The organism is Apilactobacillus apisilvae, assembly GCF_023380225.1.
Taxonomy (GTDB): domain Bacteria; phylum Bacillota; class Bacilli; order Lactobacillales; family Lactobacillaceae; genus Apilactobacillus; species Apilactobacillus apisilvae.
This window is the reverse complement of the sequence record NZ_CP093362.1, coordinates 227,591-239,617: the sequence shown is the minus strand read 5'-3', so window position 1 is coordinate 239,617 and position 12,027 is coordinate 227,591. Positions and strand designations below refer to the sequence as shown.

Sequence of the window (12,027 nt, the reverse complement as noted above, 5' to 3'; positions counted from 1 at the left end):
ATTAAAAGGTATATAATTGGAAATAAATGCCCTAATGGCGGAATTGGCAGACGCGCAACGTTCAGGTCGTTGTTTGGACTTCCAAGTATGGGTTCGAATCCCTTTTAGGGCATAATAAAAAGCACTAGATAATATTTATTCTAGTGCTTTTGTTTTATCTTAGTTTATTATAATTTGCCATTGCTTGACCGGTAACAGATTTTAGATTAGATAGAGAATTTTCTGGAGTTCCGCAATATAATATTTCACCACCATATCTACCAGCATTCGGACCAACATCAATCATCCAATCAGCCTTACTAATTACGGATAAATTATGTTCTACAATAATAACTGTATTTCCTTTTTTCACTAAATCGGCAAACAAATTATTCATATTTTGTACATCATTCATATGCAAACCTGCAGTAGGTTCATCTAGTAAATAAACAGTTCCAGTTTGATTTAACTGAACCGCTAATTTTAATCTTTGTACTTCTCCACCAGATAAAGTATCTAAAGATTGTCCCAAAGATAAGTAATCTAAACCAACCTTTTGCATATTAATTAATTTATCATAAATAATTTTATGATCTTTGAAAAAAATAATAGCATCTGAAATCGACATTGATAGAACTTCACTAATGTCTTTGCCATTATATTTATATTGCAAAGCTTCATCACTGTATCTTTTTCCATGACATTTCTCACAAGTTTGAATTACAGGATCCATAAAAGACATATTGGTAATTTGAACGCCGCGCCCCTTACATAGAGGACATTTACCTTTACCATTGTAACTAAATAGTTGTCTAGATACATTGTTAGAATTACCGAAAATCTTTCTAATTTCATTTAATATGTCTAAATAAGTAGCTGAGGTTGAACGAATATTTACTCCGACTGAATCTTGTGATAAATCAATATAACCATTTTTTAGCTTACTTTTTACTGCTGTAATCAAAGAACTTTTTCCAGATCCAGCAACTCCAGAAATAACAGTTTCAGCATTCATCGGAATTTGAACATCAACATTTTTTAAATTATGAATATTAACATTTTTTAAAGAGAGTTTCTTATCAAATGATTTGGTTTGATTAAATTTAAGTGGTTCTTTTATTAATTTACCAGTAAGTGTATCACTGTTTAACAAATCATTATAAGTTCCTTGAAATGTTATATTTCCACCATCAGCACCAGGTTTTGGACCTATTTCTACAACATAATCAGCAACCGGGATCAACTCTGGATTATGCTCAACTACTAGAATAGTATTTCCCTTATCTTTTAATTTTTTTAAGGCATTAATAATTAGTTTTATGTCAACTGGATGTAAACCCACACTAGGTTCATCTAAAATATAAACCATATCAGATAAAGAACTATTCATATATTTGGCAATTTTAATTCTTTGAGTTTCACCACCAGATAAAGTATCAGTACTCCTATCTAAAGTTAAATAACCTAGTCCTAAATCAATCAGCGAATTGATCTTGGTTGTTAATTCTCTTAGTAAATTTTGAACCAGTGGTGTCTTTATTTCAGATAAAAATTTAACCACGTGAATTAAGTCCATTTTTAAAATATCGGCAATATTATAATTATTAATTTTACATTTTAGAACTTCTGGTCTTAATTTACTACCACCACATTTATCGCAAACAGTGCGATTAACAATTTCTGCAATTGCCTTTTTATGGTGTTGTCCTTCTCTACTTTCAATAATTGAACGCTTAATACGGGGAACAACACCTTCGTAAAGAATTGAACTACGCCATATTTTAGGTGCATTTTTTAAATGTTGTTGTGGTGCATAAAGTAACATATATAATTCATGTTCATCATAATCTTTAATTTTTTTATCATTATTAAAAAGACCCGTATGTCCATAACGATTCCAACGCCATGTTCCAGGACCAAAACTAGTAAAAGTAATTGCTCCTTCATTTAATGACTTATTGTAGTCAATGATTTTATCAGGATTAATATTATCGATATAACCAAGACCGTTACATTTATCACACATTCCTTGCGGTAAATTAAAAGAAAATGTATCAGAATATCCAACCCAGGGTTCACCATCCCTGGCAAATAACAAACGAATCAAAGAATAGATGCCAGTGTATGTTGCTAAAGTTGATCTAGGATTTTTACCCACCTTTTTTTGTTGAATAACTATTGCAACTGGTAAATTATTAATCTGTCCAACATCAGGCACCCCATATTTAGGTAAATATTGTTGAGTAAAACTAGGAAATGTTTCGTTAAGTTCCCTTCTAGATTCAGCGGCAATTGTATCAAATACCAATGAAGATTTACCAGAACCTGATAATCCCGTAAAAACTGTAATTTTATGTTTTCGAATTTTAATGTCTAAATTTTTTAAATTATTTTGATAAGCATCTTTAACATCTATAAAGTCTCTATCTAACATAAAAAAGTTCCTCCTTATTACTGATATAATTAATAGTAACAAAATTATATGCTCCAATAGTAATAATAACTATTTATAAATTGCAAATATACCAATATTTAAGCTATAATTTAACTAATAAGTAAATTTTTTTGAAAGAAGATGTAAAAAATGAAAGAAAAAACACTTAACTTAGTAATGTTCATTTATAGTTCATACAAAGGATCAGAATTAAATTTTGCTAAAAGTTTAATTTCACATAACTACGATGAAACTATGGAATCAATCAAAGATGCAATGGAAGATTCTAAAAAAGCTTTCAAAACTAGAATGTTAGAACCGATTAAGATTCCTGCAGACACGGTTTCAATTGATTATAGTGCTGCATTTGAAAAAATGACTGTAAATAAGATTACTAATATGGAACTTCGTAAAAAAGCCAGAAGATGGGCAATTGCAGAATCTATGTTGAAAAAAATAAATGAACAATGAAAAAAGCAATGACAATTAGGAACTGCAACTATTATTTTGAACAAATAAATAAAAGCAGCTTTCTAATTATTTAATTGGGCAACTGATTTCCTGTACTCTACAGGTGATTGGTTGCTTAATTTTGTTAAAATTCGTTTATTATTCAAAAATTTGATATAATTATTCACACACTTAATAGTATCTGCTAAACCTTTAGGTTTAGCTTGTGTGTATATCATTTCAGTCTTTAGGTTGGAGTGAAATGATTCAATGATGGCGTTATCAGCTGGCGTCCCTTTACGGGACATACTTCTGATGGCGCCTTTTTTGCGTGCTAATTCAAAAAATTCACGCTAAGTATAAGTAGAACCCTGATCACTATGAATGATAGCACCACTTAAATAGCCTAATTGATTTAGTGTATCTAATGCCAATTGGGTATTTGGATGATTAGAAATTTTATGAGCAATAATTTCCGAATTAAAACTATCCATAATTGTAGAGAGGTACAACATTTTATTTCCGCAAGGAATATAAGTGATATCAGTGGTTAATTTACGATTTGGTAAACTAATGTTCCAATCACGATTGATTATATTATCAAATTGTTTGAACGGATTACCAGGTCGATGAGATCTTTTACGTTTAATACGACACCCCCAATTGTATTTAGCCATAATCCTTTGAACTTTACTAACACTGCATTTTAAGTGCTTATTAATTAGTGCATAAATTTTACGATAACCATATAAAAACTTTGTTTTTATACATAGTTGTTGAATCTCCTGTTCAATCTGACTTAAATTAAAATGAGCTGCATGTGTTTTATGATAGTAATAGGTACTTCTAGATATATTGAGATAATGACAAATCCTAACTAAAGGTATTTTGGATGTGAAAGTATCGATTAATTTAATAGTAGCTTGATTTACCACAGCCCTTCCATAATTAAATATTTTTTTATAACTTCAAGTTCTTCCTTCATTTGTTTAATTTCCATATCTTTTCTGACGTCACTAGGTATTTCTAAATTGCCTTTATTATATTTATATTTTTTGCCAGGCTTTTGATTCAAACGATAATAATCACCATTTCTTACATATTTCCGCCATGTATAAATTAAGCCGTCACTCTTTAAACCAAGTATTTTACAAATCTTTCTACCAGGAACACCTTCATTAAGAAGCCGAACGGCTTCTAGTTTAGTTTCATATGAATATTTATTATTAGTCATACAAAAAACACCTCCGAATTATATTATTTTACCAAATTAAAATAATACTTTTATCGAAAGTGCTTTTATTTATCTGTTCAATATTATAAATTCAGTTCCTAATTGTCATTGCTTTTTTATTTCATTAGTTTAAATAATTTATAATAATCGGCCGTTCCTAAACCGGTTGCTTGATTGTAAATAGTATTTGACTGTCCTGTATAGTACAAATTACTGTTATTATCTTTATCATTAATAGATTTAAAAGGCGTTTTACTAGTCTTAGCATAATCGTATATTTTAGGATTCCAAAGTCCCATGCGATGATGTGATTTGGAAATCATTAAAGAATTAACACCAGCAATTTGTGGAGTAACAATACTGGTACCCCCATCAATGTTCCATTTACCGTTATTATAAACTAAATAACCAGTTTGCGGATCTCCATTAGCCACAATATCAGGCAAATTTCTTCCTGTTTTTCTACCAGTGACAGTTTGAGGAGTACTATATTGTTGAGCATAACCACTATTCATATTCCAATAGTCTTTGGCATTAAAAGTACCGACACCCTTAACATTTTTTTGATAACTAGGTAATGAATTCATCTCACTAAATCCACCACCTGATCCAGCAAAATAACTAGGAATAAAAATTGAGCTATTTTCATTATATATTTTTAAAAGATTAAAGTAAGGATACAAAAAGTCATTAGACCATGCTCTTTCTTTATCAATAGATATTTGTTGATTGTTAACTCGATAATTAATTGGCAAACTTGTAGCACCAACTGACGTCACGTATGGAGATGAAGATGGCGTTTCAACAGTTAGTTTAGTTATTCCTGAAGAAATTCCGTCATATGCTCCATTATCACCCGATGCATTAAAAAAGCTAATACCTTGAGCAGCAGCTTGTTCCAAAATCAAGTTAATAATTTTATTATAATGTTTGCTCAAAATGCCTAATTTAATTTCTTTTTGAATTTCTGCTTCACTAATTCCCCAACTTAATGAAAGTGTATCTGACTTATTATCGCTAATTGATTCAGATAAACTATTTAACATCCCAAAAACTGTGGGTGATGATAAATAAACGTTTATTTTAGATTTTGGTGCGATTGTTCCTGCTTGTTCTAAATCCATTGCTGTTTCATCACTATTGTTAATCATCTTACTATTTTTTTGCTTATGAATATAAATACGATTATTTGAACTTGGAACTTTCATTTTTGACCAAAAATGACTAACATCAGATTTATTAAAACTGCCAAAAGAAATTATTCCAATAGAAGAATTTTTAGAATAATCTTTATATAAGGGCGATATATTATATTGATTAATGAATTTATCAGGTCCACCCTTTTTTAATTGTTCTGGTTTATTAGTATCAATGTTATTAACTTTCTTGTTGATATTATCATAATTGTTAAATCCAATGATATCAATAATATATTTGTTATAACGTTTTGGTAAAGACAATTTATGATTAGGAGCTGTTATATCAACTCCATCTTTATGTACATTTTTTGATTCAAAATGAAGTGCCTTCTTTATATTTTGCATACTACCAGAGACATTCAACACAATGTTCCCTTTGTATAATTTTGTAGATAAATGATATTTTTTTAAGTATTTTATTATATTATTAATCTTATATCCACTTTGACCATATTTTTTGCTGAAAGCATCAGGTGAAATGAATTTTTTATTGTTTGACTTTAAAACAAATTTACTTAGTTCATCATTATGTCTGGGTTTCATTACGACTAAAAAATCCATATTTTTAGTCGTAGATAAATTATGATTATTATCACTAATTTTTGTAGACTTTAATGTTTCTTTAGCACTTACATTTGTTACGAAAAAATTATTTTGTAAACAAATAAGAAAAATCACCAAAAATAATACAAAAATAATTTTACTTTTTCTATTCATCCAAAAATCACCCTTCAATGTACTTTATCAATTATTTATATTGCTTAATATATGGTTAGTATAACATTTATAATTATATTTAATTAATTTTATGTTATCATAATAATAACTAAGATTTGTATAGAGAGGTGTTATTTATATGTTTAAAGATTTTAAAGCATTCCTTTCCAGAGGTAGTGTAGTTGATTTAGCTGTTGGTGTTATCATCGGTTCTGCTTTTACAGCAATCGTTAAATCTCTTACTACTGACCTGATTAATCCATTCTTAGGTTTATTCTTGGGACAAATTAATTTATCTGGATTGGTTTTCTCTGTTGGAAGTGCCCAATTTAAAGTAGGTTCATTCATTGAAGCAATCATAAACTTTATCATTATTGCATTTATTATTTTCTTAATGGTAAGAGCATTCAACAAGTTGACTAAACGTGATACAACAGCTAAAGATAGTAAAACAGATGTATTACTTAGTGAAATTCGTGATCTATTAAAAAATGAAAATAAATAATTGGATTAATACCTTGATAATTTATTCAAGGTATTTTTTTGTGCTTATATCAAATATGATAGAATATTAATATTATTGTTTAAACAAGGAGTTAATATGGTGATAATTACTGCAGGAATGATTGGCGTGGGAAAAACTACACTAACTGAAAAGATTGCTAAACATCTTGATACTAAAGCTTTTTACGAACCAGTTGGGGGAAATCCAGTTCTGCCTTTATATTACAAGGATCCAAAACAATACGGATTTTTGTTACAGATATACTTTTTAAATAAACGTTTTGAAATGATCAAGAAGGCATTGTCTGATGATAATAATATTTTAGATCGCTCTATTTATGAAGATGCATTATTTACCAAACAAAACAATGTAGAAGGAAACATCACTGATTCAGAATTGAAGATTTATTTATCATTGTTAGACCGTATGATGTCAGAATTAGAAGCTTTACCTAAGAAGGCCCCTGATTTAATGGTATATGCGCAAACTGATTTCGAAACCATTTTAAAAAGAATTAAGAAACGTGGTCGTGATTATGAACAATTTGATAATAATCCGAAATTAAAAGATTATTATTATAATATGTGGTCAGCTTACAAAAATTGGTACGAAGATTACGATGCAAGCCCAAAAATGAAAATTGATTTACAAAAATACGATTTATCAGAAGAAAAAAATGTTGAAATTATATTAAATCAAATTGATAATGAATTAAAGAAAATCAGAAAATAAAAAAGAGAGCTAATAGGAACTGCAACTATTATTTTGAACAAATAAATAAAAGCAGCTTTCTAATTATTTAATTGGGCAACTGATTTCCTGTACTCTACAGGTGATTGGTTGCTTAATTTTGTTAAAATTCGTTTATTATTCAAAAATTTGATATAATTATTCACACACTTAATAGTATCTGCTAAACCTTTAGGTTTAGCTTGTGTGTATATCATTTCAGTCTTTAGGTTGGAGTGAAATGATTCAATGATGGCGTTATCAGCTGGCGTCCCTTTACGGGACATACTTCTGATGGCGCCTTTTTTGCGTGCTAATTCAAAAAATTCACGCTAAGTATAAGTAGAACCCTGATCACTATGAATGATAGCACCACTTAAATAGCCTAATTGATTTAGTGTATCTAATGCCAATTGGGTATTTGGATGATTAGAAATTTTATGAGCAATAATTTCCGAATTAAAACTATCCATAATTGTAGAGAGGTACAACATTTTATTTCCGCAAGGAATATAAGTGATATCAGTGGTTAATTTACGATTTGGTAAACTAATGTTCCAATCACGATTAATTATATTATCAAATTGTTTGAACGGATTACCAGGTCGATGAGATCTTTTACGTTTAATACGACACCACCAATTGTATTTAGCCATAATTCTTTGAACTTTACTAACACTGCATTTTAAGTGCTTATTAATTAGTGCATAAATTTTACGATAACCATATAAAAACTTTGTTTTTATACATAGTTGTTGAATCTCCTGTTCAATCTGACTTAAATTAAAATGAGCTGCATGTGTTTTATGATAGTAATAGGTACTTCTAGATATATTGAGATACTTACAAATCCTAACTAAAGGTATTTTGGATGTGAAAGTATCGATTAATTTAATAGTAGCTTGATTTACCACAGCCCTTCCATGATTAAATATTTTTTTATAACTTCAAGTTCTTACTTCATTTGTTTAATTTCCATATCTTTTCTGACGTCACTAGGTATTTCTAAATTGCCTTTATTATATTTATATTGTTTGCCAGGCTTTTGATTCAAACGATAATAATCACCATTTCTTACATATTTCCGCCATGTATAAATTAAGCCGTCACTCTTTAAACCAAGTATTTTACAAATCTTTCTACCAGGAACACCTTCATTAAGAAGCCGAACGGCTTCTAGTTTAGTTTCATATGAATATTTATTATTAGTCATACAAAAAACACCTCCGAATTATATTATTTTACCAAATTAAAATAATACTTTTATCGAAAGTGCTTTTATTTATCTGTTCAATATTATAACTTCAGTTCCATAGCTCCCTTTTTTATTTATCAGTTGATAAATCTGTAATAGATTGAGAATAAATTGACATCGCTAATATTAAATCATCGATCGGTTGAAACTCATTAGCTTGATGCATGGTATCTTCGGTCCATGGAAATAAAGCACCAAATGCAACTCCACGCTTCATCATTCTACCGTAAGTTCCACCACCAACAACTTCAGGTTCTGCTTTCTTAACACCAGTCTGATCACGATAAATACTAATTAAACGATTTACAATTGGATCAGCAGGATCCACATAATGAGGAACCATATTATCAGTATTTTTTACAACACCTGAAAATTTAGAAATTGCATTGTTTAAATGCTCTTCAATATTTTCTACTGAAATTCCCTTAGGGTATCTAAAATTGGTATTAATAAATCCACCGTCTGTTTGACTAAATTTCATAATTCCAACATTCATTGTTAAATCACCCATAATTTTATCATGATAATTTGTTGCTAAATGATTAGCTCTTGAGTCGTTATGCAAATATTTAGAAATAAACGTTAAGAAATTATCGGCATCTTCAGTAAATGAAAATTCACTTAAAAATGTTGCTAAATAAGTTCCGGAGTTAACTCCATTTTTAGGTTCCATTCCATGTGCTGATTTACCAATTAAATGTAGTTTAATCCCATTTTCAGTGATTTCTGAATTTCCTTTTAAATCATTATCTTCCATAAAAGTAGTGAATTGGGAATTAATTTCGTCTTTATCATTTACTAAAATATCAGCATAAGCATCACGAGGTACCATATTTTCACGTAATCCAGAATCAAAATTTTTTAATACACAACTTGCATTTTGAGATTGATTATTATTAAAAGTATTTTCAAAAGTAGTATTACCCTTTTCACCATTAATTACTGGAAATTCAGCATCAGGTGAAAAACCAAAATCAGGCTCGGGTTCTAAATCAAAGTAATGTTTCATTCCTGTCCAATTACTTTCTTCATCAGTACCTACTATAAATCTAATTTTACAATTAGGTTTAATATTATTATCTTTCATAATTTTCAATCCATAATAAGCTGCTAATCCCGGTCCCTTGTCATCAGAGACACCACGACCATAAGCATTACCATCTTTAACAACCATTTCAAACGGATTAGTATCCCAGCCTTCACCAGCAGGCATGACGTCAGCATGAGCTAAAATTGCAAAAGTCTTATCACCTTCACCGTATTCAATATAACCTACTAAATTATCTAAATTTTTGGTTTTAAAACCATCACGTTCACCAAACGATAAATATTTTTTTAAAGCATCAGCAGGTCCCTTTCCTAGTGGGAAATCTTTGCTACTATTATTATCATCACGTTCACTATCGATAGAAATTAATGTTTTCAAATCATTTAAATAATCATCTTTATATTTTTTAGCTTGTTTCTTCCAGTTTATCATGCATATACCCCCTAGTGTTAATAACTACATCTTAGCGGTTATCAGTGAACTTTACAAATATAGAATGCTATAATTAAATTATTAGTTTTAATTAGGAGGATACAGAATGAAAAATATAGATTTGTCTGTGGTTAAAAATACTATAAGAGTTCGTCCTAATGATAGTTATAAGGGTACTTATGGTAAAGTTGGCTTGATCGGTGGTAATACTAATTTTGGTGGAGCTATTATTATGGCAACTGAGGCTGCGTTAAACTCTGGGGCAGGATTAATTACAACTTTGACTGATCCTGTTAATTTAACTAGTCTTCACGACCATGCTCCAGAAGCAATGTTCGCTAACTATAATGATGATAGTGAACTAGAAAAGCTTATTCCTACTTTTAATGTAATAGTAATTGGACCTGGACTTGGAACTAATAAAAATAGTTTAAAAATAATAAGTAAAGTTTTTAAACTAGTTAATAATAAGCAAATTTTAGTTATCGATAGTTCTGCAATTACAATGATTAATCAATATGATTTAACATTACCTGATAATCAAATTATTTTTACTCCCCATCAAATGGAATGGCAACGACTTTCAGGTATTAAAATAAGTGACCAAAATGAAGATAATAACATGAAAGTTGTTAATAAGTTAGATAGTATTGTTGTATTAAAATCACATCACACTGAAATTTATAATAAAGAAAAAGTTTTTAAAAATCCTGGAGGTACTCCAGCACAAGCAACCGGAGGTATGGGTGATACTTTAGCTGGTATGATTGGCGGCTTTGTGGCACAGTTTTCTAATGAATATAATGCAGTATTATCAGCTGTATTTTTACATAGTGCAATTGCCGATGAATTAGCTAAAAATCAATATGTAGTTTTACCAACTCATATTATTCAAAGAATTCCCGAATTTATGAAAAAATACGAAAAAAAGGGTTAAATGATCTGACCCCCAAAAGTTGGACAACATTTTTCTAGGATATTAATCCCAAATATTGATTTGGTGATTGGTATCCTAGTTTTTCTTTAATTCTATTTTCATTATAATCCTTAATCCAAGCTTTCATGGCATGGATTAAGGATTCTTTTGTATCATAATGTACATTCATCATTTCACTTTTCATAATGTGAAAGAATGATTCCATTTGTGCATTGTCTAAACATGTCCCTTTACGGGACATGGATTGAATCGCATTATATGATTTTATCGTGTTTACCCATTCATGACTTTGATATTGGATCCCTTGATCACTGTGGACAATAGTTTGTATTTCTTTATTATTAATAATATTTAACGCTTTGTTTAAAGCCACTAAAGTAAATTTAACTGTTGGATGTGCACTAATATTATATGCAATGATTTGATCTGAATAAAGATCCATTACTGGTGATAAATAAACCTTTTGATTTATTAAATTATGACCATATCTAAACTCACTGACATCAGTAGTTATTTTATGACCAAAATGTTGTGACTTAAACTTTCCATTCAATAAATTAGATGCTATATGTCCTACTTGTCCCTTGTATGAATTATATTTGCGTTTCCTTTTACTAAATAGAGTACATTGTAGACTATACTTCTGCATAATTCTTTGTACACACTTATGATTTACATGTTTTCCATTGTTATTTAAATATGCAGTAATTCTGCGATATCCATAGGTCTTATGTTCATTTACTGCTTGCTTAACTTTTAATTCAATGTCTTGTTTAAAAGAAGAAAGCGTAGCTTTCCTATGATAATAATAACTGCTTCTTGAAATGCCTAAAATGTCTAAAATTTTAGATAGTGTCGTTGTTTTAAATAAACTATTTATTATTTTTATAGTTGTAGTTTGACCATGTTTATCTATAATAGTCTTATATTTTAGCTTTATTGATAATTCCAAATTCTTGTTTTCCAAAATTCTTATTTGCTTTATATTGTCTTTTGTGAGATTCTTTTTAAGTGGATGTTTGATTTTCATGTTATTAAGCGTCCCGTTTTCTAGTCTTCATTCCCATATAAATATGGCAGATGGCGAAGATATATTAAAGTGAAGTGC

General features: G+C 29.4%; 14 protein-coding genes and 1 tRNA gene. 5 read left to right on the top strand and 10 right to left on the bottom strand.

Annotated features, from left to right (window positions below):
- Positions 1 to 28: 28 nt before the first annotated feature.
- Positions 29 to 112 (top strand) — tRNA-Leu (locus MOO46_RS01235).
- A gap of 42 nt (positions 113 to 154) precedes the next feature.
- On the opposite strand, the gene MOO46_RS01230 is transcribed toward MOO46_RS01235, so the two are convergent.
- Positions 155 to 2,413 carry an ATP-binding cassette domain-containing protein gene (locus MOO46_RS01230; RefSeq protein ID WP_249511217.1) on the bottom strand — a complete coding sequence of 753 codons (2,259 nt, stop codon included), beginning with the start codon at positions 2,411 to 2,413 and terminating at the stop codon, positions 155 to 157.
- Positions 2,414 to 2,563: 150 nt separating this feature from the next.
- Here MOO46_RS01230 and MOO46_RS01225 point away from each other — a divergent pair, with 150 nt between their 5' ends.
- Positions 2,564 to 2,884 carry a hypothetical protein gene (locus MOO46_RS01225; RefSeq protein ID WP_249511216.1) on the top strand — a complete coding sequence of 107 codons (321 nt, stop codon included), beginning with the start codon at positions 2,564 to 2,566 and terminating at the stop codon, positions 2,882 to 2,884.
- Between the two features lie 62 nt (positions 2,885 to 2,946).
- Here the strand turns inward: MOO46_RS01225 and MOO46_RS01220 are convergent, their stop codons facing one another.
- The 4 genes from MOO46_RS01220 to MOO46_RS01205 all read right to left on the bottom strand — a co-directional run bounded on the left by MOO46_RS01220 (position 2,947) and on the right by MOO46_RS01205 (position 6,013).
- Positions 2,947 to 3,171, bottom strand: a complete 225-nt coding sequence (locus MOO46_RS01220) for an IS3 family transposase (protein WP_249511210.1) — start codon at positions 3,169 to 3,171, stop codon at positions 2,947 to 2,949.
- A 45-nt stretch (positions 3,172 to 3,216) separates the two neighbouring features.
- On the bottom strand, positions 3,217 to 3,798 hold the full coding sequence (locus tag MOO46_RS01215) for an IS3 family transposase (protein ID WP_249511215.1): 582 nt from the start codon (positions 3,796 to 3,798) through the stop codon (positions 3,217 to 3,219).
- Positions 3,792 to 4,097 (bottom strand): transposase, encoded by a 306-nt coding sequence (locus MOO46_RS01210; RefSeq protein ID WP_249511214.1) that lies wholly within the window; start codon positions 4,095 to 4,097, stop codon positions 3,792 to 3,794. The genes MOO46_RS01215 and MOO46_RS01210 overlap by 7 nt, the downstream gene beginning before the upstream one ends.
- Before the next feature lie 116 nt (positions 4,098 to 4,213).
- Positions 4,214 to 6,013, bottom strand: coding sequence for a S53 family peptidase (locus MOO46_RS01205; protein WP_249511213.1), 1,800 nt, complete (start codon positions 6,011 to 6,013; stop codon positions 4,214 to 4,216).
- 139 nt (positions 6,014 to 6,152) lie between these two features.
- On the opposite strand from MOO46_RS01205, the gene mscL reads away from it, so the two are divergent.
- Positions 6,153 to 6,518 carry a large conductance mechanosensitive channel protein MscL gene (gene mscL, locus MOO46_RS01200; protein ID WP_249511212.1) on the top strand — a complete coding sequence of 122 codons (366 nt, stop codon included), beginning with the start codon at positions 6,153 to 6,155 and terminating at the stop codon, positions 6,516 to 6,518.
- A 96-nt stretch (positions 6,519 to 6,614) separates the two neighbouring features.
- Positions 6,615 to 7,250, top strand: a complete 636-nt coding sequence (locus tag MOO46_RS01195) for a deoxynucleoside kinase (RefSeq protein ID WP_249511211.1) — start codon at positions 6,615 to 6,617, stop codon at positions 7,248 to 7,250.
- 59 nt (positions 7,251 to 7,309) lie between these two features.
- Here MOO46_RS01195 and MOO46_RS01190 read toward each other — a convergent pair whose 3' ends face one another.
- From MOO46_RS01190 to pepV, 4 genes are all read right to left on the bottom strand, one after another.
- A complete protein-coding gene (locus MOO46_RS01190) occupies positions 7,310 to 7,534 on the bottom strand; it encodes an IS3 family transposase (protein WP_249511210.1) in 225 nt (74 codons plus the stop codon).
- 45 nt (positions 7,535 to 7,579) lie between these two features.
- Positions 7,580 to 8,161, bottom strand: a complete 582-nt coding sequence (locus tag MOO46_RS01185) for an IS3 family transposase (RefSeq protein WP_249511209.1) — start codon at positions 8,159 to 8,161, stop codon at positions 7,580 to 7,582.
- Positions 8,162 to 8,202: 41 nt separating this feature from the next.
- Entirely contained in the window at positions 8,203 to 8,460 is a 258-nt protein-coding gene (locus tag MOO46_RS01180) for a transposase (RefSeq protein ID WP_249511208.1), read from the bottom strand.
- A 112-nt stretch (positions 8,461 to 8,572) separates the two neighbouring features.
- Entirely contained in the window at positions 8,573 to 9,982 is a 1,410-nt protein-coding gene (gene pepV / locus MOO46_RS01175; RefSeq protein WP_249511207.1) for a dipeptidase PepV, read from the bottom strand.
- A gap of 106 nt (positions 9,983 to 10,088) precedes the next feature.
- On the opposite strand from pepV, the gene MOO46_RS01170 reads away from it, so the two are divergent.
- Positions 10,089 to 10,919, top strand: a complete 831-nt coding sequence (locus MOO46_RS01170) for an NAD(P)H-hydrate dehydratase (RefSeq protein WP_249511206.1) — start codon at positions 10,089 to 10,091, stop codon at positions 10,917 to 10,919.
- Between the two features lie 34 nt (positions 10,920 to 10,953).
- Here the strand turns inward: MOO46_RS01170 and MOO46_RS01165 are convergent, their stop codons facing one another.
- The gene (locus tag MOO46_RS01165) at positions 10,954 to 11,949 is read right to left on the bottom strand and encodes an IS3 family transposase (protein ID WP_260525471.1); all 996 of its coding nucleotides are present in this window, start codon (positions 11,947 to 11,949) and stop codon (positions 10,954 to 10,956) included.
- Between the last annotated feature and the right edge of the window lie 78 nt (positions 11,950 to 12,027).